The organism is Stenotrophomonas sp. STK17_22 (assembly GCF_051983905.1).
GTDB classification, from domain to species: domain Bacteria; phylum Pseudomonadota; class Gammaproteobacteria; order Xanthomonadales; family Xanthomonadaceae; genus Stenotrophomonas; species Stenotrophomonas maltophilia_A.
Map to the genome: position 1 here is coordinate 4,691,287 of NZ_CP197010.1, position 21,963 is coordinate 4,713,249.

18 protein-coding genes are annotated in these 21,963 nt (G+C 67.6%); 10 read left to right on the plus strand and 8 right to left on the minus strand.

Annotated elements, in window-relative coordinates:
* Position 1: 1 nt before the first annotated feature.
* Positions 2-1,030 (minus strand): LLM class oxidoreductase, encoded by a 1,029-nt coding sequence (locus tag ACSYS9_RS21845; RefSeq protein ID WP_071227902.1) that lies wholly within the window; start codon positions 1,028-1,030, stop codon positions 2-4.
* Between the two features lie 13 nt (positions 1,031-1,043).
* Positions 1,044-1,679: a glutathione S-transferase family protein gene (locus ACSYS9_RS21850; RefSeq protein WP_071227878.1), complete on the minus strand. Its 636-nt coding sequence runs from the start codon at positions 1,677-1,679 to the stop codon at positions 1,044-1,046.
* A 245-nt stretch (positions 1,680-1,924) separates the two neighbouring features.
* Here ACSYS9_RS21850 and ACSYS9_RS21855 point away from each other — a divergent pair, with 245 nt between their 5' ends.
* On the plus strand, positions 1,925-2,848 hold the full coding sequence (locus tag ACSYS9_RS21855) for a LysR substrate-binding domain-containing protein (protein ID WP_071227879.1): 924 nt from the start codon (positions 1,925-1,927) through the stop codon (positions 2,846-2,848).
* Positions 2,845-3,111 carry a hypothetical protein gene (locus tag ACSYS9_RS21860; protein WP_071227880.1) on the plus strand — a complete coding sequence of 89 codons (267 nt, stop codon included), beginning with the start codon at positions 2,845-2,847 and terminating at the stop codon, positions 3,109-3,111. The genes ACSYS9_RS21855 and ACSYS9_RS21860 overlap by 4 nt, the downstream gene beginning before the upstream one ends.
* A 118-nt stretch (positions 3,112-3,229) precedes the next feature.
* On the opposite strand, the gene groL is transcribed toward ACSYS9_RS21860, so the two are convergent.
* Both groL and ACSYS9_RS21870 read right to left on the minus strand, forming a co-directional pair.
* Complete coding sequence (groL, locus tag ACSYS9_RS21865; RefSeq protein WP_071227881.1) at positions 3,230-4,879, minus strand: chaperonin GroEL; 1,650 nt, start codon at positions 4,877-4,879, stop codon at positions 3,230-3,232.
* A gap of 81 nt (positions 4,880-4,960) precedes the next feature.
* Positions 4,961-5,248: a co-chaperone GroES gene (locus ACSYS9_RS21870; RefSeq protein WP_006396661.1), complete on the minus strand. Its 288-nt coding sequence runs from the start codon at positions 5,246-5,248 to the stop codon at positions 4,961-4,963.
* A gap of 357 nt (positions 5,249-5,605) precedes the next feature.
* Here ACSYS9_RS21870 and ACSYS9_RS21875 point away from each other — a divergent pair, with 357 nt between their 5' ends.
* The 5 genes from ACSYS9_RS21875 (at position 5,606) to ACSYS9_RS21895 (ending at position 13,911) form a co-directional block, all read left to right on the plus strand.
* Entirely contained in the window at positions 5,606-7,396 is a 1,791-nt protein-coding gene (locus ACSYS9_RS21875) for an endonuclease (protein WP_071227882.1), read from the plus strand.
* A 68-nt stretch (positions 7,397-7,464) separates the two neighbouring features.
* Positions 7,465-7,803, plus strand: coding sequence for a divalent-cation tolerance protein CutA (gene cutA, locus ACSYS9_RS21880; RefSeq protein ID WP_010481118.1), 339 nt, complete (start codon positions 7,465-7,467; stop codon positions 7,801-7,803).
* Positions 7,800-10,181: a protein-disulfide reductase DsbD family protein gene (locus ACSYS9_RS21885; protein ID WP_071227883.1), complete on the plus strand. Its 2,382-nt coding sequence runs from the start codon at positions 7,800-7,802 to the stop codon at positions 10,179-10,181. Before cutA ends, ACSYS9_RS21885 begins: the two co-directional genes overlap by 4 nt.
* Positions 10,178-10,741, plus strand: coding sequence for a TlpA family protein disulfide reductase (locus ACSYS9_RS21890; RefSeq protein WP_071227884.1), 564 nt, complete (start codon positions 10,178-10,180; stop codon positions 10,739-10,741). The genes ACSYS9_RS21885 and ACSYS9_RS21890 overlap by 4 nt, the downstream gene beginning before the upstream one ends.
* A 647-nt stretch (positions 10,742-11,388) precedes the next feature.
* Positions 11,389-13,911, plus strand: a complete 2,523-nt coding sequence (locus tag ACSYS9_RS21895; protein WP_071227885.1) for a PepSY domain-containing protein — start codon at positions 11,389-11,391, stop codon at positions 13,909-13,911.
* A gap of 78 nt (positions 13,912-13,989) precedes the next feature.
* Here ACSYS9_RS21895 and ACSYS9_RS21900 read toward each other — a convergent pair whose 3' ends face one another.
* Positions 13,990-16,527: a methyl-accepting chemotaxis protein gene (locus ACSYS9_RS21900; protein ID WP_071227886.1), complete on the minus strand. Its 2,538-nt coding sequence runs from the start codon at positions 16,525-16,527 to the stop codon at positions 13,990-13,992.
* A 203-nt stretch (positions 16,528-16,730) separates the two neighbouring features.
* On the opposite strand from ACSYS9_RS21900, the gene ACSYS9_RS21905 reads away from it, so the two are divergent.
* Positions 16,731-17,570: an arylamine N-acetyltransferase family protein gene (locus ACSYS9_RS21905; protein WP_071227887.1), complete on the plus strand. Its 840-nt coding sequence runs from the start codon at positions 16,731-16,733 to the stop codon at positions 17,568-17,570.
* A gap of 91 nt (positions 17,571-17,661) precedes the next feature.
* Here the strand turns inward: ACSYS9_RS21905 and ACSYS9_RS21910 are convergent, their stop codons facing one another.
* From ACSYS9_RS21910 to ACSYS9_RS21920, 3 genes are read right to left on the minus strand one after another with little or no spacing between them, the layout of a single operon-like run.
* Complete coding sequence (locus tag ACSYS9_RS21910; RefSeq protein ID WP_071227888.1) at positions 17,662-18,033, minus strand: VOC family protein; 372 nt, start codon at positions 18,031-18,033, stop codon at positions 17,662-17,664.
* A gap of 22 nt (positions 18,034-18,055) precedes the next feature.
* Positions 18,056-18,694, minus strand: coding sequence for a response regulator transcription factor (locus ACSYS9_RS21915; protein WP_071227889.1), 639 nt, complete (start codon positions 18,692-18,694; stop codon positions 18,056-18,058).
* Complete coding sequence (locus ACSYS9_RS21920) at positions 18,691-19,791, minus strand: sensor histidine kinase (protein ID WP_440568573.1); 1,101 nt, start codon at positions 19,789-19,791, stop codon at positions 18,691-18,693. The genes ACSYS9_RS21915 and ACSYS9_RS21920 overlap by 4 nt, the downstream gene beginning before the upstream one ends.
* A 156-nt stretch (positions 19,792-19,947) precedes the next feature.
* On the opposite strand from ACSYS9_RS21920, the gene ACSYS9_RS21925 reads away from it, so the two are divergent.
* Together ACSYS9_RS21925 and ACSYS9_RS21930 are read left to right on the plus strand one after the other, a co-directional pair.
* Positions 19,948-20,370 carry a DUF2141 domain-containing protein gene (locus ACSYS9_RS21925; protein WP_071227891.1) on the plus strand — a complete coding sequence of 141 codons (423 nt, stop codon included), beginning with the start codon at positions 19,948-19,950 and terminating at the stop codon, positions 20,368-20,370.
* Between the two features lie 25 nt (positions 20,371-20,395).
* Positions 20,396-21,919, plus strand: a complete 1,524-nt coding sequence (locus tag ACSYS9_RS21930; protein WP_071227892.1) for a carotenoid oxygenase family protein — start codon at positions 20,396-20,398, stop codon at positions 21,917-21,919.
* Positions 21,920-21,963: the final 44 nt, after the last annotated feature.

Here is a 21,963-nt window from a genome sequence, read left to right on the forward strand (position 1 = left end):
GCTACCAGTCCATCACCTTCGCCGCCGGCCCGGGATGCGACGGGAACAACGGCAGTACCTCCTCGGCCAGCTCCTGCAGCACCTCGCCGGCAGGCCGCTCGGCGAACTGGATCCCCAGTGCGGCATGGTTGACGCCGGCCCGCTGCCAGGCCTGCAGCAGATCGATCAGACCCTTGCGGCCGGTGCGCAGGGTGAAGCCACCCCGCAACGGCATGCGTGGATGATCCGGATCGTCCACCAGGTCGATCCATTCGTTGGTCATGTGCGGACGGAAACCGCCGTCCGGAATCAGCGCGCGCCAAGCGCCGATCTTCGCGGCCAGCCGCTGCGGACCAGCGTTGTCATGGGTGGCCTCTGGGTAGGTCAGCCAGCCATCGGCATGCTGGCCGATCCATTCCAGTGGCTGGCGTGCGCCACCGGTGACGATCAGCGGAACGCGGCCACTGACCGTGGGCGGCAGCAACTGCACGCCCTGCCCGGCACCGGCATGTGTCATCCGCCCATCCGTGCCCGGTTGCAGCCAACGGCGCATCTCGTTCATTGCGGTGGCGAAACGCTCTCCGCGCGCCGCGTGCTCCAGTCCATAGGCAGGGAACTCCAGCGGTCGATCACCGGACGCCACACCCATCACCAGCCGCCCACCGGACAGCTGATCGATCGACGCCGCGGCCTTGGCCAGATCGATCGGATGGCGCAGTGGCAGCACCACGCTGCCGGTGGCCAGGGCCACGCGCTGTGTGCGCGCTGCCAGCCACGCAAGGTAGGTGAATGGATCGAACAGCTGCCCCGCATCGCCGAACAACGGATCGAACAGCGGTACGTCACGCACCCACACCGCAGCGAAGCCGTAGCGGTCGATCTCCTCCACCAGCCGCGCCTGGCCCTGCAGCACGGCCATGTCGCCCTGGTAGAAACGCAGCGGCAGGTAGATGCCCAGGGTCAGCGCGTCGGCGCGGAACATGCGCTGGTAGCCCGGGTGCGTGGCAAAGGCGGGCGCCGATGCGCCCGGCATCGCAAGGGAATCATTCATCAGCATCGCCTCCTTACGGTCCGGTGGCCGGCTCGGGCAGCTGCACGCCGCGCTGTACCGCAGGGCGTGCGGCAACCCGTGCGTACCACGCATCCAGATGGCGATGCCGCGAAAAATCGATGTCGATGATGCGGGCGATGTGCAGCCAGCCGAAGTGGGCGATGTCGGCAATCGAGTAGTGATCGCCAGCCAACCACTCGCGTCCCTGCAGGCGCTGGTCGAGTACGCCGAACAGCTCGTCGCTCAGGCGGCGGTAGCGTTCGATTGCCGCGGAATCGGGCTGTTGTGCGAAATGCTCGAAGTGCACGCGCTGGCCGAGGATCGGGCCGACGCTGGCGGCATGGAACATCAGCCAGGTCAGCGTCTCCCAGCGCGCAACCGGTTCGGAAGGCAGCAACGCATTGCCCTGTTCGGCCAAATACATCAGGATCGCCGCCGACTCGAAGACAACGATGCCGCGCGCGCGATCTTCCAGCACGGGAATGCGACCATGCGGGTTGAGCCGCAGGAAGTCGGGATGGCGATGTTCACCATCGGCGATGTGGACGTGGTGAAGGCGATAGGGAAGACCCAGTTCTTCCAGTGCGATGGTGGCCTTGAAGCCATTGGGAGAACTGTCGGAGTACAGGTGCAGCGAAGGTTCGTTCATGGGAATCCTGGACGCAGGGAGCGACGGCATGCACCGGCCGTTGAAGGTGGCCGGGCGATGCGGGAACGGGCGCTGCAGCAGCCGTGCAACCAGTCTAGGAAGCGCTGGCGCGGGAAGGAAACGATGTCTCCTGCATGGGAAGTTGAGCGCAGCTCAACGTGAGCGGCAGGCGCGCGACAGCCTGCGGCACGCTCGATATGCTGTCGCAGCGCGGCGCGTGCCGACGCGGCTACAGGAGAATGGACATGGGTGCGGTGCTGCCGCTGCTGGGCCTGCGGGCCTTCGTTGAAACCGGCCGCCATGGCAGCCTGACCGCTGCCGCCGAAGCGATGGGGGTGACACCTGGTGCGATCAGCCAGCAATTGCGGCAGCTGCAGGAACGGCTGGGTGTGAACCTGTTCGACCGCACCCGGCATGGCGTGGTGCTCAGCGTCGCAGGCGCTCGCGTATACCCGGAACTGCTGCAGGCCTTCGAGCAGATCTCGCACAGCCTGCAGACCCTGGAGCGCTGGGAAACGCGACGCACGCTGCGCATCAGTGCGGCACCGAGCTTCGCCGCACAGTGGTTGGCACCGCGATTGGGTGCGTTCAGTGCGTTGCATCCGCAGGTGGACGTGCAGCTGGACTCGAGCGCGGCGCTGGTCGACCTGCGCCGCAAGGGGGTGGACATCGCCATCCGCCACGGTCTCGGGCGTTACCCGGGGCTGCATGCTGAGCACCTGATGGCACCGGTGCTGCTGCCGGTGGCCAGTCCGGCATTGTTGGCCGGCGCACCGACGGTGAGCTCGGTGCAGGATTGCCTGCAGCTGCCCCTGTTGCAGGACGCCGACCGCAGCGACTGGCGGCTGTGGTTCCAGGCACTGGATCTGCCCGTCGATGAACGACTGGAGCGCGGCCCTGCCTTCGATGACGACCTGTTGTTGATCCGCGCGGCGGTGGCCGGGCAAGGCGTCGCCCTGGTGCGCGACATCCATGCCGCCGAAGAGCTGGCCAGTGGCCGGCTGCAGGTGGTGATCGACCAGCCCTGGCCCCAGGCCTTCGCCTACTACGCGGTGACCCATTCGGACGGCGAATCCAACGCGGCAGTACCCGCATTCATGGCCTGGTTGCGCGCGGCACTGATGATGACCCAGGATGCAGGCACACTCCCCAAGCAGGACGCAGGATGAATCGCCCAGAGATCGATGCCATTGCCGAGGCCGTAATGCGGCCGGATGCACGGCGTCTGCGCATCGCTGCACGCCATCGCCAGGCCGCACATCGGCAGCGACGTCAGCGGGTGGCCGTCGGCGCCAGTCTGATCGGCATGGTGGCGGGCCTGCTGCTTGCGCCGATCACGGGTCTGCCGTGGGTACAGGGCATGATCGCTGGCGGCGCGCTGGCCCTGCTGGTGGCCCACCTGTGGCTGCAGCGGCGCGAGGGCCGCGGGTAGATTTGCACCTGGCAGCGGCATCCATGCATGGCGTGGATCTACTATTTCGATTCCAACCGGCCACAAAAAAACCCCGCCTTGCGGCGGGGTTTTTCATTGCGGGGTGAACGCGGGGGACTTAGAAGTCCATGCCGCCCATGCCACCCATGCCGCCCATGCCACCGGCGCCGCCCATGGCCGGCTCGTCCTTCTTCGGAGCTTCGGCAACCATGGCTTCGGTGGTGATCATCAGGCCAGCGATCGAGGCCGCGTTCTGCAGCGCCGAACGGGTCACCTTGGTCGGGTCCAGGATGCCGAACTGCAGCATGTCGCCGAACTCGCCGGTGGCGGCGTTGTAGCCGAAGCTGCCGGTGCCTTCCTTGACCTTGTTGATGATGACCGACGGCTCGTCGCCGGCGTTGGCCACGATTTCGCGCAGCGGGGCTTCCATCGCGCGCAGGGCGATCTGGATGCCGTGGTTCTGGTCTTCGTTGGCGCCCTTCAGGCCGGCCAGCGCGGTGACCGCACGGACCAGGGCAACGCCGCCGCCCGGGACCACGCCTTCTTCAACGGCTGCACGGGTGGCGTGCAGGGCGTCGTCGACGCGATCCTTCTTTTCCTTCATTTCGATTTCGGTCGAAGCGCCGACCTTGATCACGGCAACGCCACCGGCCAGCTTGGCCACGCGTTCCTGCAGCTTCTCGCGGTCGTAATCCGAGGAGGTGTCCTGGATCTGGGTCTTGATCTGGCCGACGCGTGCGTCGACGGCAGCCTTGTCACCCACGCCATCGATGATGGTGGTGTTTTCCTTGGAGACCTGCACCTTCTTGGCGCGGCCCAGGTCCTTGATGGTGGCCTTTTCCAGCGACAGGCCCACTTCTTCGGAGATCACGGTGCCGCCGGTCAGCACGGCCATGTCTTCCAGCATCGCCTTGCGACGGTCGCCGAAGCCCGGCGCCTTGACGGCCACGACCTTGACGATGCCACGGATGGTGTTGACCACCAGGGTGGCCAGCGCTTCGCCTTCAACTTCTTCGGCAACGATCAGCAGCGGCTTGCCGGCCTTGGCGACGCCTTCCAGCACCGGCAGCAGGTCACGGACATTGGAGATCTTCTTGTCGTGCAGCAGGATGAACGGGTCATCCAGGTCAGCGGTCTGCGACTGCTGGTTGTTGATGAAGTACGGGGACAGGTAGCCGCGGTCGAACTGCATGCCCTTGACCACGTCCAGCTCGTTGTCCAGGCCCGAGCCTTCTTCAACGGTGATCACGCCTTCCTTGCCGACTTCCTTCATCGCGTCAGCGATGATCTGGCCGATCGACTCGTCCGAGTTGGCCGAGATGGTACCGACCTGGGCAATCGCCTTGTCGTCGGCGGTCGGCTTGGAGATGGTCTTCAGCTCGGCAACGGCGGCCACGACGGCCTTGTCGATACCACGCTTCAGGTCCATCGGGTTCATGCCGGCGGCAACAGCCTTGGCGCCTTCGCGGATCAGGGCCTGGGCCAGCACGGTGGCGGTGGTGGTGCCGTCGCCCGCGTCGTCGTTGGTGCGCGAAGCAACTTCCTTCACCATCTGCGCGCCCATGTTCTCGAACTTGTCAGCCAGTTCGATTTCCTTGGCGACGGAAACGCCGTCCTTGGTGATGGTCGGAGCACCGAAGCTCTTTTCCAGCACGACGTTGCGGCCCTTCGGGCCCAGGGTGGCCTTGACGGCATTGGCGAGAACGTTGACGCCGCGCACCATGCGCGAACGGGCGTCTTCACCGAAACGAATATCCTTGGCAGCCATTGCAATTACCTCATTGGTAGCGCCGGACCATGCCCGGCGGCTGGGATTTGGGAATCAGGTTGAAACAGGTCGCGCCGAGGCTCAGCCGATGACGGCGAGCACGTCGTCTTCGCGCAGGACCTTGTACTCGACGCCTTCGCTCTTGTACGAGCTGCCGGCGTACTGGCCGTAGATGACCTTGTCGCCGACCTTCAGCGACGGCGCGCGCACGCTGCCGTTGTCCAGCGGCTTGCCCGGGCCGACGGCCACGACTTCACCCTTGGTGGACTTTTCCTTGGCCGAATCCGGAATGACGATGCCACCGGCGGAGATTTCGTCGGCTTCGATCGGCTTGACCACAACGCGGTCGTGCAGCGGCTTGATGCTCATGAGAGACCTCTTAAGTTATTGATTGGTCTGAAAAAGTCTGGCGATGTTAGCACTCACCCCAGGTGACTGCCAGCATTGCTCGCGAAAAAGCCCGATGAATCGGGAGCAGGACAGAGATGGAGCTGGCCCCGGACCTTTCAAGGCCGCTCGCGGAAAAAATTTCACTGCCCCGGGCCCACTCGATCTGCGCCCATGTGAAGGCCTGGATGCCGGTGCAACGCGGCAACCCTGTCTCTGGAATCCTCGACTTTTGGTGACTCGCGTCGCACTGTCAGATATCTGACGTTCATTTACGACAAAGTGTCACTGGATCGGCCTTAGGCTCGGCCGCGCATTCCCAATCACAAGGAGTAGTCGATGCGATTGCTGTCCCCGCTTGCCGCCGCCTGCCTGCTGGCGCTGGCCGCCGCGCCGGCCCAGGCCGAGGTCTTCATCAACGAACTGCACTACGACGACAGCACCGCCGCCGGTGACGTCGGCGAAGCCATCGAAGTGGTCGCTACCGCGGGCGAGGACCTGTCCGGCTACCGCCTCTATCTCTACAACGGCAGCAATCCTTCGGCCGCCACGGTCTACGCCAACAATCCGGTCCCGGCCGGCACCGCCGCGGGTTGCGGCAGCGCCACCCTGGCCGTGGTCAGCTACCCGACCAACGGCCTGCAGAACGGCCCGAACGACGGCATCGCCCTGGTCGATGCCAGCGGCAAGGTGGTCCAGTTCCTCAGCTACGAGGGCGCCATCACCGCCTCCGGTGGCCCTGCCGCCGGCATGACCAGCCAGAACATTCCGGTGGCCGAGACCAACAGCACGGCCCCGGGCACCTCGCTTCAGCTTACCGGCAGCGGCAGCCAGTACGCCCACTTCACCTGGGCCGAATCGGCCAGGCAGACGTTTGGCAGCTGCAACAACGGCCAGACCTTCAGCGGGGGTGGCACCCCGGGCCCGAACACGCCGCCGTCGGTCTCCACCACCACCCCGGCGCAGGGCAGCAGCACCTTCCCGGCCGCCGCCGACCTGGAAGTGGTGTTCAGCGAGACGGTGAACCTGGCCAGCGGCGCCTTCGCCCTGAGCTGCGGCACCTCCGGCAGCGTGCCGCTGACCTACCCGGCCAGCGGCCGCAGCGTGAAGCTGTCCACCAACACCGCGCTGGTGGCCGGTGAAGCCTGCCGCTTCGACATCCGCGCCGCGCGCATCACCGACCTGCAGGGGGCGCACCCCGCCGCCGACAGCCGCATCGCCTTCACCGTGGCCAGCACCGGCGGCAATCCGGACCCGGGCAACCCGGGCGTGCCGGCCGGTTACTACTCCAAGGTCAATACCAGCAGCCCCAGCCAGCTGCGCTGCTCGCTGCACGCCACCATCAAGGGCCACACCGCCTACCCGTACAGCGGCTCGGGCACCAGCACCTGGACCATCCTGGAAATCGCCGACGAGGATCCAAACAACAGCGGCAGGATCCTGGATGCGTATCGCAACCGCAGCTACGCCAAGGTGACCGACCGCGCCGGCAGCGGCGGCGGCCTGAAGTACAACCGCGAGCACACCTGGCCGAACTCGCTGGGCTTTGCCAGCACCACCGGCGACAAGGGCCTGCCGTACGCGCCGTACACCGACACCCACATGCTGTACCTGACCGACGCGCAGTGGAACGCCGATCGCGGCAACAAGCCGTTCGGCAAATGCGACGCCAACTGCGGCGAACGTGCCACCGAGGCCAACAACGGCCAGGGCGGCGGCAGCGGCGGCTACCCGGGCAACTCCAACTGGGTGCGCACGCCGGACGGCAACACCGGCACCTTCGAGGTGTGGGGCAAGCGCAAGGGCGACATGGCGCGTGCGGTGATGTACATGGCGATCCGCTACGAGGGCGGCAAGGATGCGGCCACCGGCCAGTCCGAGCCGGACCTGGAGCTGACCGACGACCGCAGCAGGATCGTCAAGACCAGCAGTTCGCCGGCCTACATGGGCCTGCTCTCGACGCTGATCGACTGGCACCTGTCCGATCCGCCGGATGATGCCGAGCGTGCCCGCAACGACGTGATCTACAGCTTCCAAGGCAACCGCAACCCGTTCATCGACCACCCCGAGTGGGCGACCCCGGGCCTGTTCACCTCGGCCAAGCCGGCCTCCTGCCAGCTGGCCAACTGACCGCGCAACGCAGCGGTCCGCTGCCGCCGCCGGGCCCTGACCCGGCGGCGGCCCTATACTCGACGGTCATGTCGACCGTCGATCCCGTCCTGCTGCTGTTGACCACCTGCCCGGACCGGGCCAGTGCCGAGCGCATCGCGCACGCGCTGGTCGGCGAGCGCCTGGCCGCGTGCGTGACCCGCCTCGATGGCGCGCAGTCGACCTACCGCTGGCAGGGCGAGGTGACCACCGACGCCGAGCTGCAGCTGCTGGTGAAAACCACCGCGAGTCGCGTCGATGACGCGATTGCCCGGATCGTCGAACTGCATCCGTATGAACTCCCGGAGTGCATTGCGGTCGAAACCCGGGCCGGCCTGCCGGCGTATCTGGACTGGATCCGGGCACAGACCCGGGAGGACACTGATTGAAGACTCTGTTTGCGCGTGGCGCCGCCTTGTGCGCCCTGTTGTGGCTCTCGCTGCCGGCCTTCGCGCTGGATGAGAAGGACCTGCTGCCGGTGGACCAGGCGTTCGCGCTGACCGCCAGCGCCCCCGAACGGGGCCAGGTGCAACTGCAGTTCAAGATCGCACCGGGCTATTACCTGTATCGCCACCGCACCAGCGTCAAGGCCGACCCGGCCTTCAATGCCGGCGCGCTGCAGATGCCCAAGGGCGACAAGCACCACGACGATTTCTTCGGCGAAGTCGAAACCTATCGCGAACGCCTGCAGGCCACCCTGCCCGGCACGCCGACCGACGCCGCCGGCACCATCAGCCTGGAAGTGCGTTACCAGGGCTGCGCCGATGCCGGTGTCTGCTACCCGCCGCAGAAGCGCGTGGTGCAGGTCACCCTGCCGGGCGCCGGTGCGGCGGCCGCGGGGCCTGCCGCGCGTGCCGGTGCCGCAAGCCCGTTCAACAACCCGCTGGCCGGTGCCGGCAACAGCGGTGGCCTGCGCCTGCCGGGGGCGGCCAGCAACAGCCAGGCGCTGCCGCTGCCGTCGGAGCAGGCGTTCGGCTTCGACGCCATCGCCAGCGACGGCAATACCCTGCTGCTGCGCTTCAGCCCGGCACCGGGCTACTACCTGTATCGCGACCGCACTTCGGTGAAGCTGGACGGCAGCACCGGGGTGCTGGCCGACAAGCTGCGCTGGCCTGCCGCACAGTCGCATCGCGACGAACACTTCGGCGATGTCTCGGTGTACTTCAACCAGGTGGAAGTGCCGCTGCCGCTGCGCCGCTCCATCGCCGATGCGGTCGACAGCACTCTGGTGGTGACCTTCCAGGGTTGCCAGACCGATGGCATCTGCTACCCGCCGATGACCCGCCGGGTGAAGCTGTCCATTCCGGCCGGCAAGGTCAGCAGCAGTGCCGACCAGGCGCCACCGCGCAATGAGGTGATCAGCCCGCTGCCCGCTGCCAACGGCGCACCACGCGAAGCCGCCAACGGCGCACCGCTGCGCCTGCTGCCAACCGTGCCCAATACGGATGCAACGACCCCTGCTGCAGGTGACGGCACCGCCAGCAGTGAGTTCGCCGCCGATGCACAGGGTGACAACGCGCTGCGCACGCGACCGCCGGTGACCACGCCGAATCCGGACCGTTCGTTCGTATGGGTCCTGCTGCTGGCGCTGGCCGGTGGCCTGGTACTGAACCTGATGCCCTGCGTGCTGCCGATCCTGTCGCTGAAGGTCCTGAGCCTGGCGCAGAGTGGCGAAAGCCCGCAGCGCGCGCGCAGCCATGCCCTCTGGTACACGCTGGGCGTCTTGGTCGCGTTCGCGGTGATCGGTGCGTTGATGGTTGGCCTGCGCGCGATCGGCAACGCCGTCGGCATCGGCTTCCAGCTGCAGCACCCGGGCGTGGTGGCGGCGCTGGCCTACATCATGTTCGCGGTGGGCCTGAGCCTGTCCGGCGTGTTCACACTGGGCGGCGGCATCGGCAACCTCGGCCAGTCGCTGGCCAGCCGCAGTGGCCCGGCCGGTGATTTCTTCACCGGTGCGCTGGCCTGCGTGGTCGGCAGTGCCTGCGTCGGCCCGTTCATGGGCGGCGCGATTGCCTACGCGTTCATTGCCCCGCCGCTGAAGGCGATGACCGTGTTCCTGTTCCTCGGCCTGGGCCTGGCCCTGCCGTTCCTGCTGATCGGCTTCGTGCCGGCGCTGGCGCGCCGCCTGCCCAAGCCGGGCCCGTGGATGGAAACGCTCAAGCACGTGCTGGCCTTCCCGATGTATGCCACCGTGCTGTGGCTGCTGTGGGTGCTGGGCAAGCAGCGCGGCGTGGACGGCATGGCGCTGGTGCTGGGTGGCCTGCTGCTGCTGGCCTTCGGTCTGTGGCTGTTTGAACGCAACCGCTGGACCGGCTCGCGCGCCGTCACCCTGCTCGGCGTGCTGCTGGCGATCGGTGCACTGGTTCCGGCCTGGGGCGTGACCCAGCTGGCAGCGCCGGCGCGTGCCGCACAGGCGGCCACTGACAACGTGGTCGAATACTCGCCGCAGCTGCTGGATCGCCTGCGCGCCGACAACCGCGTGGTGTTCGTGAACATGACCGCCGACTGGTGCGTGAGCTGCAAGGCCAACGAGCGCGCCGTGCTGTCGCGCCCAGAGTTCAAGGAACTGCTCAAGCGCACCAACGCGGTGTACATGCGCGGTGACTACACCAACGTCGATCCGCAGATCACCACGTTCCTGGAAGAGCACAAGGCCGTGGGCGTGCCGCTGTACGTGGTGTACGGCCCCGGCGCACCGCCGACCGTGCTGCCGACCCTGCTGACCCAGGCGGTGGTCGAGGAAGCGCTGCTGCGCACCGCACGATGAAATGGCAACGGCCAGCGCTGCTGTGGACAGCGGTGCTGGCCGCCGGCCTCGGCCTGTGGGCCGGGCATCGATTGGCTCCCGCGCCGGCTGCGCCTGAGGCCATGCCAGCGGCGCCTGCGGTGGCGGCGGTGGCACCCGCCCTGCAGGTCGGCGACAGCCTGCCCGCGCTGTCGCTGCCCGATCTTGAAGGCCGACCGCTGGACCTGCGCCAGCACGCTACCGGCCGCCCGCTGTTGATCAATGTCTGGGCCAGCTGGTGCGCGCCCTGCGTTGAAGAAATGCCTGAACTGGCGCGCTTTGCCCACACCCAGGGCGATAACGGTGTGCAGGTTCTTGGCCTGGCGCTGGATACGCCGGAAGACGTGCGCCGCTTCCTGCAGCAGGTACCGGTGGACTACCCGATCGTGATCGAGACCCCGGGGCCGCGCGATGCCAGCGTGCAGCTGGGCAATACGCAGGGCCTGCTGCCCTACAGCGTGCTGTTCGATGCACAGGGCCGGCTGGTGAAGGCGAAGCTGGGACCGTTCGCCCACGGCGAGATCGACAGCTGGGTGAAGTGAGGGTGTTTTTTGCAGGGCTTGCAGCCCTGCACCCTGCTCAATGCAACGGCAACGGCAACAGCCAAAGCCAAAGCGGGCATTCCGTGGGATGGCGGGACGGTATCGGAGTGCGGGGACGCTGCAAGTACATCCCTGTAAGCTTGGCAGCCGCATCCATGCGGCTGACACCCCGCACTCCGACACCGCCCCACCTCTGACAGATCTTCGCGGCTGTTGGTAGGTGTCGACCTTGGTCGACACATCTGTCAGATATCGAATGAAATTCCGGGGTCAGATCCGTTTTCCTGCGGAAAACGGATCTGACCCCAAAAGTATTTCCGACAGATCGCAGGAAACTGTCGAAGGCGGGGTGGGTCCGGTTGAGGGGGCGTGAGCGCCATGGATGGCGCGACCGAGGCTACATGGACGTATTCACGCCGTCCCCCGCAACCGGACCCACCCCGCCTCCTCACAGGAAACCCGCTGTTGCTTCGGCTGTTGCTTCTGAGGTTGCCGGCCAGCGGCCGGCACTACCGCGGGTGCCGGGCGCCGCCCGGCCGATATCCCCTGCTTGACCGCAGCCGGGGCGCCACGGAGAATTCCGCGACTAATTCTCATTTGCTGTTGCGCAGGATGCGGGCGGCAGCCTTCCAGGCCCTCCTCCTTCGATGTTCAAGAACGTCCTGTTCCAACTGCACTGGCTGCTGGGCATCACCGCCGGTGCCGTGCTGGCCGTGATGGGCCTCAGCGGCGCCGCGCTGTCCTTCGAGGATGAACTGCTGCGGGCGGCCAATCCCGGCTTCGCCGAGATCGCCGAGCACCATGCCGACGGCCAGCTTCCGCTTGAACTCAGCGAACTGGTGCCGCTGCTGCAGGCCGGCAGTGATCGCCCCCTGCAACGCCTGCGCGTGGATGCCACCGGTCAACGGCCCTCGGTGGCGCGCTTCGCTGGCGGCAAGGAACACTGGGTCTACTTCGATCCGTACACCGGCGAGCGCTTCAGCGCCCTGCGCGGGCAGGCGTTCTTCGATTTCGTCGAGGATCTGCATCGCCACCTCGCCGCCGGCGAGCGCGGCAAATGGATCACCGGCAGTTGTGCCATCGCGCTGCTGTTCTTCACCCTGTCCGGGCTCTACCTGCGCTGGCCGCGGCGCTGGTGGCACTGGCGCAGCTGGCTGGCGGTGGAATGGAAACGCAGCGGCCGTGGCTTCCTGTGGAGCCTGCACTCGGTGGTCGGCACCTGGGTGCTGCTGATCTACCTGATGAGTGCGCTGACCGGCCTGTGGTGGTCGTTCGACTGGTATCGCAGTGCCGCCAACACCCTGCTGGGCGTCGCACCGGCCGCCAAGCACAAGGTCGCCACCGACGCCGCCCTGAACCTGGAACGCATCGAAGCCACGCTGTACGCACTGCCCGGCGTGCGCACCGGCTACATCGACCTGCGCCTGCCGGAGAAGCCGGGGCAGGCACTGAACGTGCGGGTGATGGCCGGTGATCCGTCGCAGCGCGGCGGCCAGCATGACCGCGCGCATGATCTGCTGCAGCTGGACCCAGGCACGGGGGCCACGCTCGATGCCCGCCCCTATGCGCGCCAGGGCGCCGGCGCGCAGCTGGCCACCAGCGTGTTCGCGCTGCACTCGGGCAGCTACTTCGGCGCGCCCGGGCGTGTCGTGGTGATGCTCAGCAGCCTGGGCATGAGCCTGTTCTTCATCACCGGCTGGATGCTCTACCTGGACCGCCGCCGCAGCCAGCGCGCCGCGCGTGACCTGCGCCAGTCGCTGCCAGCAACGCCTGCCGATGGCGGTGGTACGCCGTGGCTGGTGGTGCATGCCAGCCAGAGTGGACTGGGAGAACAACTGGCATGGCGCGCCGCCGCGCAGCTGCAGGCGTCCGGTCATGCGGTGCAGGTGCTGCCACTGGCTCGCGTCGATGCCGCGCAGCTGGCACGCACCGCGCAGGTGCTGTGGGTACTGAGCACCTTCGGCGACGGCGAGCCACCGGATGCGGCGCGAGGCGCTGCACGACGGCTGATGGCACAGACACTCGACCTGTCAGGCCTGCAGTTTGGATTGCTGGCGCTGGGTGACCGACAGTACCCGCACTACTGCGGCTTCGGTCGCCAGGTTGATGGCTGGCTGCTCGGCAACGGCGCGCGCCCGTTGTTCGACCGCGTCGAAGTCGATGCCGCCTCGGTAGCGGCCTTGCGCCAATGGCAGCTGCAGCTGGGCGCGCTGACCGGCATCGTCACCGATGACAGCGTACTGCCGGCGGCCACGCAGATGCATGAGTGGCGGCTGCTCGGCCGCGACCGGCTCAATCCGGGCAGCATCGGTGGTGCCATCTGGCGCATCCGTCTTGCGCCACCGGCCGACGTGCAGTGGCAGGCGGGCGACATCCTGCATATCGCGCCCCGGCACAACGCACGGCACGCCAGCGCCGTGTTGAAGGCACAGGGGTTGGATCCGCTGCAGCCGCTGCTGGTGGACGGCCACCCACGCACCCTGCTGGCGCTGGCCAGTGAACGCGAGCTGCCCGAGGCCGACGCCGCGCTGGCAGTGCAGGATGCCTGCCTGTGGCTGTCCGGATTGCCAACGCTGCCCGGACGCGAATACTCCATCGCCTCCTCCACGAGTGATGAAGTGGTGGAACTGGTGGTGCGCCTGGTGCATGACCTGTCGGGTCGAGCCGGGCTGGGCTCGGGCTGGCTGGCGCTGCATGCCCCGGTCGGTGCCAGCATCGTGGCCCGTGTGCATCGCAACCCCGGTTTCCATCGCATTGGCGGTGTGCCGATGGTGCTGGTCGGCAATGGCACCGGCATCGCGGGTCTGCGCAGCTTGTTGCGCGAAGCTGCCCATGCAGGCGAGCACGGGCACTGGCTGCTGTTCGGTGAGCGCCAGCGCGCGCACGACTTCCTGTTCGCCGACGAGATCGAAGCGTGGCAGGCCGATGGCCATCTCGCGCGGGTGGACCTGGCGTTCTCGCGCGATGGCGAAGGTGGTTACGTGCAGGATTGCCTGCATGCCGCCACCGATGCGCTGCGCGAATGGATGCAGCGTGGCGCGGTGATTCATGTCTGCGGCTCGCTGCAGGGCATGGCCGAAGGCGTGGACCAGGTGCTGCGCGCTGCGCTGGGCGATGAGGTTGTGGAAACGCTGCTGGAGACCGGGCGCTACCGGCGCGACGTGTACTGAGCCACAAGGGTAGTGCCGGCCGCTGGCCGGCAGGATCATCGACGGTGCCGGCCAGCGGCCGGCACTACTGGAGCGGGATCAGGCCGCAGCGCGCGCCTGTGGCATCGACTGCAGACGGAACGCGCCCACGGCTTCTGCCAGGGCATGCACCTGCGCCTGCATCTGCGCGGTCGAGGCCCCCGCCTCTTCCACCAGACTGGCGTTGCGCTGTGTACTGGCCTCCATCTGCACGATGGTCTGGTTCACCTGGGCGATGCCGGCATGCTGGTCCTGCGACGCGCTGCGGATCCCGGCCAGCAGATCCGCCAGCTGCTGCACGCTGCCGACAATCTCGCCCATCGTGGTGCCGGCCTGTTCGGCCTGCTGGTTGCCCTGGCCCACACGCGCCACCGAATCCTCGATCAATCCCTTGATCTGCTTGGCCGCCTCCGCGCTGCGCTGAGCCAGCAGGCGCACTTCGGCAGCCACGACGGCGAAGCTGCGGCCCTGCTCTCCAGCGCGCGCCGCTTCCACTGCTGCGTTGAGCGCGAGAATGTTGGTCTGGAAGGCGATGCCATCAATCAGCTGGGTGATGTCACCGATCCGCCGTGAGGCTTCGCTGATGCCATGCATGGTTGCCACCACCTGGCCGACCGCCTCGCCGCCACGCTGGGCCACTGCCGCCGCGCCCTTGACCAGCGCATCCGCACGACCCGCGGCATCGGCATTGCGGCCCACAGTGTCGGTCAGCTCGTGCATCGACGCTGCCGTCTCTTCCAGGTTGGCCGCCTGCTGCTCGGTGCGCTGCGACAGATCATGGTGACCGGCAACGATCTCGCCGACACCGGTGTCGAGGCTGGACGTGGCCTGCTGGATGCGGGTGACGATGCGGCCCAGTTGCGCGACGGTGGCGTTGGCATCATCGCGCATGCGCGCAAACACGCCCTGCAGTTCACCTTCCATGCGCACGCTGAGGTCACCGCGGGCCAGCGCGGCCAGAAGCGCCTGCAGATCGCCAAGGTTGGTCTCGAAGGTGGTCAACAGGCGATTGATGCTGGTCGACAGCGTACGCACAAAGCCCTGCTTCCCCTCCAGCGCGATGCGACCGTGCAGGTCACCGTGCGCGGCCGCGTCGACCAGGGCTGCCACTTCGGTTTCCAGCAGGGTTTCCAGCGCGCGACTGCGCCATTCCACCGCCACGCCGAGGAAATGCCCCTCGTCGACAATGGGATTGGCGATCAGCTGATAGCGCACACCGCAATGGCCGATCTCGCGTTCTTCGCGTTGTCGCACGCCGGCCAGGCTTACCAGTGCCGGATGCAGGCGCACCGCATCGCTCCCCACCAGATCTTCAACCTGGAGTTCAAACTGCTCCAGCAGCGCCGGATTGGCGTACGCCACCAGGCCTTCGGCATCGACCACCATCAGCCCGGTCTGCGCGCTGTCCAGCGCCTGGCGCACGCGGGTGTTGCCGCGCGCGACGGCACGCTCGGTCCCGATGCGCGCGCGCAGGCGCTGCTGCATGTCGACCAGGCGCTGTGCCAGCTGGCCGATCTCGTCGTTGGCGTTGTAGACGCGCAGGGTAGTGTCGAGGCGATCGTCGGCGATGTCGCTGGCGAAGCGCAGGGTGTCCTGGATCGGCTGGCGCACCGCACGCAGCACCAGCACCAGGCTGGTGATCAGCACGCCGGCGACCAGCAGCAGGGTCACTGCAAACAGCACGCTCATGGTGCGTGCGCCGGCCTGCTGGCGCGCCTGTGCCTTGGCCAGCGCCGCCACCTGGGCCTGCTGGAAGGCGGCCAGCGCAGGCGCCACGCCAGCAGCGGTATCCAGCAGCGATTGCGCCTCCACATCCAGGCCAACGCGGGCGGCGGTATAGCCCAGCAACGCGACCTGATAGGCCTCCATGCTGTTGCGAAGGGCATCCTGCGCATCGGTCGGCAGGCCCACCAGCGCGAGATCGAACGGCAGTTTCTCTTCGCTCGCACGGTCGGCATGGGTGGAATCGCCATCGAGCAGCAGCAGCGCCTCCTGTCGGCGCATCTTCTGCAGGGACAGCGCCAACGAGGGCCGCTGCAGCGCATCCACCTGCGCCTGCAGGGTATCGGCGGCCTGCTGCAGCTGCGCGGCGAGGCCGGCCTCACCGCGGCCCATCTCGTCGACCCGTTCAAACAGGGCGGCGACACCCTGCGAGAACGCGTCGGCCGATTCGGTCAGCACCTGCAGCGCCTTGCGCCGGCCGGCGTCCATCGGCATCGCGCGAAGCGCCTGCAGGTCAGCCTGCAGGGCCTTCTGTGTTGCCAGCAACTGGCTGCGGTCAGCATCATCGAAACTGCGTGCATACTGGGTCTGCAGGCGGCGCGCTTCGGCCACCCGCGTGGACAGGCTGGCAGCCAGGTCGCTGCCGCGCTGGTAGCTGGCCTGGCTGCGCGCGGCCAGGGCGTTGGCATGGCCAGTCCAGGCGTAGACGGCGGCGATCGCCACCAGCCCCAGGCCACAGACCCACAGGGTCGCCTTGAGCTTGTTGGCCACGCTGAGCCGGTGTGGTTGCAGCCACAGCAGCAGGCCGGGGGACGCCGAGCGCAACGTGGCAAGACGCGTGCGCAGGGACCGGAGGTGGGGAACAACGGCCGACATGACAGACTCCAGGCGGAAGGACGCACCTGTATCGGCCGGATTCAGAGCAGCTTTAGGCCCTGTTTCGTCTGCGTCCCCCCGTCGCTGGCGGACGCGGTCTTTGTACCGGGTGCAGGCGACGGGGACATGACACGGCCGCCGTGCTTGACCTCAACCCCGGTTGGGGGAGCACAGTGGACCTCCCTTCCCCGCCCGGTGCCCCCATGACGACGCTCGATGTCCCCCGCTACCTGCAGCGCCTGCAGCTGGATGCGCCGCCACCACGGACCCTGGCCGGCCTGACCCTGCTGCAGCAGCGCCACAACGCACTGCTGCCCTTCGAAACCCTCAGCTGCCTGCTGCGCGATGCGGTGCCGATCGACCTGGACAGCGTGCAGCGCAAGCTGCTTGACGAGCGCCGCGGTGGCTACTGCTTCGAGCTCAATGGTGGGTTGCTGGCGCTGCTGCAGGCCTTGGGCTTCGATGCCCAGCCATTGAGCGCGCGCGTACTGCTGGCCGCCCAGGACGGCGAACTGACCGCGCGTACCCATCTGCTGCTGCGCGTGCACGTGGACGGCGATGACTGGCTGGTGGATGCCGGTTTTGGCAGCCTGACCCCGACCGTACCGCTGCGCCTGCATGACCCGCAGCCGCAGGCCACCCCGCACGAACGCTATCTGTTGCAGCGGTTGGAAGACGGCGGTGATTTCATGCTGTCGGCCGAATCCAGCGACGGCTGGCGGGTGATGTACCGCTTCGATCTGCAGGCGCCGGCGCCGATCGACAACGTGGTGGGCAACTGGTACGTGTGCACCCATCCCGATTCCAGTTTCCCCGGCCAGCTGCGCGCATCGCTGACCGGGCCGGACTGGCGCCGCACCATCGGCAGCGGCAACTACACCGAGTACCGCCCCGGACAGGCACCGGACAAGCGCCCGCTGCATGATGTGGGTGATGTGCGCGACGTGCTGGAGCAGCGCTTCGGCATCCAGCTGCCGGACGACCCGCGGCTGGATCCCGCGATCAACGACTGGCTGCAGCGCTCGCGTGCCCCGACGCTGTAGAGTCGAGCTTGCTCGACTGATGCATCTACGGCGACGCCAAAATCAGTCGAGCAAGCTCGACTCTACAGATGCGCGCACCGCAGCGTTGACGTTACGGCGCTGTGCGCGCCTGCAGTGCGATACGGTTGCCTTCGCTGTCGCGGATCTCGGCCACGCGCCAATCGCCGGCATCGGCCGGGCCGAAGCGCAGCTCGGCTCCGGCCTGCAGCGCACGCTCAAGGCTGGCATCCAGATCATCGACGCCGATGTAGATGCGCGCGCCCTGCTCGGAAGGCAGATAGTCCGCGCCGTGCACCAGCGCAATGCTGGCACCGGCGGCCTCATCGGAGAACGGCAGATAGGCCATCCGGCAGTCGTGCAGCACGACAGGTTTGTCCACCGCAACCTGCAGCCATCGCTGGTAGAACGTGATGGCCCGGTCCAGGTCAGTCGCCGGGATTTCCACATGCAGGATCGGGTTCACTGACACTCCTTGCCACCTCCACTCAGATGATGCGCAGGGTAATCGCCTTCAGGACCGCGCGGGTACGGTCGCGGGTGCCGAGCTTGTCCAGGATGGCGGACACGTAGTTCTTCACCGTGCCCTCGGCCAGGAACAGGCTGCGCGCGATCTCCTTGTTGCTGTAGCCCCCGGCCAGCAGGCGCAGGATTGCCACTTCACGTTCGCCGAAGGTATCGGTGGGCGGCGCTTCATCGTGGAAGCGGTAACGCGCGCGCACCGGATCGGTACTGACCGGCAGCAGCAGGGTCTCGCCAGCGGCAACGCGTTCGATGGCCTCGCGCAGGTCGGCCGGCGCGGCATCCTTGAGCAGGAAGCCCTGTGCGCCGGCCTCGCTGGCGCGCAGCAGCAGATCACTTTCATCGAAGGTGGTCAGCAGCAGCCACGGCGTGGCATCGCCGCGCGTGCGCAGCTGGCGCAGTGCCTCGATCCCATCCAGCCCGGGCATGCGGATGTCACTGAGCACCACGTCCACGCGCTGCGTATCCAGCGCATCCAGCAGGGCCTGGCCATCCTCGGCCTCCAGCACCACGTCCACGCCCAGCCCCTGTAACAGGGCGCGCAGGCCGGCGCGGACCAGCGCCTGGTCATCGGCCAGCGCCACCCTGATCATGGCGGCACTCATGCCGGCAACCGCGCGGTCAGATGCATGCCGCCCTGCGCCGTTCGGGCCAACTCCAGCCGCCCCTGTACGGCCGCCAGACGCTCGCGCATGCCGGCGATGCCATTGCCCTCGCGGATGCGTTCGGCGCGCTGGCCGTCATCGCGGATATCGATACGCAACTGGGAATCCTCTTCACTGATCGTCAGCCACACGGTGTCCGCATTGCCGTGGCGGGCGGCGTTGGTCAGGGCTTCCTGTACCAGCCGCAGCACGGTCTCGGCCATCAATAGGTCAGCCACGCGCACCCCGTCGCCGATCTGCAGCCGCAGCTTCGGTCGTGGGAAGGGTGCGGCCAGCGCATGCAGCGCGGTGGCCAGATCGAGGCCGCGATCATCGCGCATCGACTGCACCACCTGGCGGATGTCGGCCAGCAACTCGCCGGACAACTGTTCGGCCAGCACCAGCCCTTCGCGGCCGGCCAGCGCAGGGTCTGCGGCCAGGGCGCGCAGGTTGAGCCGCATCGCGGTGAGCTTGTGCCCGGCCACATCGTGCAGCTCGCGCGCCAGGCGCAGGCGCTCGGCATCGCGTGCGCTGTCGGCCAGCAGCGCGCGGGTGGCCAGCAGGTCGGCGTTGACCCGGGCCAGGTCATCGCGGGCCAGCGCCGTGCTGCGCGCATAGTGCGCGGTCAGCGCGGCGAAGGCCTGGAAACCGCCATACAGCAGCACCACCAGCAGCGGCTGGCTGAAGCCGCTGTGGCGCAGCACGGCGTACACCGCCAGGTTGGCCAGCAGCGCAACGCCCAGCACGAAGCGCGGCGGCCAGTGTTCGGCCAGCTGTGCAACCAGCACCACCAGCAGCACCGGGGCGGTACCGGTACGCGGCTGCAGCGCAACCAGCACAACTGCCAGCAGCGCCTGCAACACCGCAGCGGCGGCGCGCACGCGGGATGGCATCGACGCCCAGCCGTGCACCACGAACAGCAGCAGGAACACAGCAAGCAACAGCAGGCTCAGCCCGGCGCCACTGCGCTGCACTGCGAACGACAGGCCGACCACCAGCACGGTGATCAGGCCGGCAAGGCTGAGCGGACGCAACAGATGGCGGAACAGGCTGGGCATGGCCAGATGCTGACGGCCGCGCACGCCGGCGGCAATGGGTCCGGCGCAGAAAGTGACTTCTGGCACGTCGAATCGATGACCACTGGCCCTGAACCCGGTGCAGCGCCCCACGCAGACTGGCTCCACACCGCCACACACACCTCCGGAGCCACTGCCATGATCCGCACCGCCCTGCTCAGCACTGCCTTGACTGCCCTGGCCCTGGTCGGCAGTGCCCACGCCGCCGACCTGGCCGTGACCGTGCACGACGTCCGCGCGCAGACCGGCACCCTGCGCGTTGCGCTGGTCGACAACGCCGCCGCCTGGGACGGCAAGGCCAAGCCCGTGCAGGCCCAGCAGGCGGCGCCCAGCGGCGACAGTGCCCACTTCACGTTCAAGGGCGTGCCGGCCGGCAGCTATGCCGTGCTGCTCACCCACGACGAGAACGACAACGGCAAGCTCGACACCAACCTGGTCGGGATGCCGGTGGAAGGCTACGGCTTCAGCAACAACCCGCAGGTGATGCGCAAGCCGACCTTCGACGAGGCGCGCGTCGACGTGCCGGCCGCCGGCACCGCCATCGACATCACCCTGCGCTGATTCCGCATCCATACCCGAGGCCACCATGGACCGTCGCCGCTTCCTTCGTACCCTGCTCAGCAGCAGTGCCTGTCTGGCCCTGGGCGCCACCGCGCTGCGCAGCGCTCCCGCCTTCGCCGGCGACCCGGCGCGGTTCGCGCAGGGCATGCAGGAACACCCGTGGCTGCTTGGCTGGCGCAGCGTCGGCAGCGAAAGCCTCGGCCCGACCACCGTGCAGTTGCAGGGAAAGCTGCCGTCAGGCCTGGCCGGTACGCTGTACCGCAACGGCCCGGCGTGGACCGAGCGCGATGGCTTCCGCTATGACCACTGGTTCGACGGCGACGGCATGGTGCATGGCTGGCGCTTCAATGGTGATGGCAGCCTGACCCATCACGGGCGCATGGTCGCCACGCCGAAATTCACCCGTGAACAGAAGGCCGGCCGCTTCCAGTATCCGGCTGCCGGCACCAGCGTTCCCGGTGCGCTGGCAGTTCGAAACAACGACGATGCCAACGTGGCGAACACTTCGGTAACCATGATCAATGGCCGCCTGTTCGCGCTGTGCGAGTCCGGTTCGGCGTTCGAAGTAGATCCCGATTCGCTGCAGACACTGGGTCCGGTGACCTGGCGTCCGGACCTCGCTGCACTGCCGTTCTCGGCGCACCCGCTGCGCGACCGCGACGGCAGCCTCTGGAACTTCGGCTCGATCAGCCTGATGGGGGGCCATGGCCTGCTGGTCTGGCACATCGGTGCGAACGGCCAGCTGCGCAGCGCCAATGTGATCGAAACACCCGAGCATGGCTACCTGCATGCCTTCGCGATGACCGACCAGCACCTGGTGTTCGTGATGATGCCGTTCGATTTCACAGGCGCAGGCGGCAGCTTCTTCGAGCGCATGCAGTTCGCACCGCAGCGTCCCGTACGCATCGCGGTGGTCGCCAAGGATGCGCCGGACAAGGCGCAGTGGTTCGAAGCCCCGTTCGCGGCGATCTACCACTTCGGCGACGCGTTCACCCGCGATGGCGGCATCGTGCTGCGCGCAGTGCGCCACGACGACATCAATGAGGCGCGCTCGCCGATGAAGGAAGCGATGGCCGGTGATGGCGCACACGCTGCCAACAGTGGCGCCAGCCTGGTCGAGCTGCATCTGGACCTGCGTCGTGGCCAGGCCCGCTGGCAGATGTTGGGCATCAGCGCAGTGGAGTTCCCGTTGTTCGACCCGCGCTCGGCGAACACACGTGGCGCACGGCTGTATGCGCCGACCATCGACGGCACGGCCAATGCGCCGTACTTCAACGCCGTGGCCGCGTTCGAGATCGAGCACGGGCGCCGCCAGCTGTGGAACTATGGCCCGGACATCATGGCCGAAGAGCATGTGTTCGTACCGCGCCCGGGCAGCCGCAACGCCGATGATGGCTGGCTGATCGGCACCCTGCTTGACCCGGTGAACAAGCGCAGCGGCCTGGCGGTGCTCGATGCCCGCCACCTGGACGACGGTCCGCTGGCACAGGCCTGGCTGCCCTATGCGGTACCACTGGGCTTCCACGGCACCTTCGCCGCGCGCGGCTGATTCCACGCCACGCGGACACCGTTATTGGCATGCTGGGTCTCCCC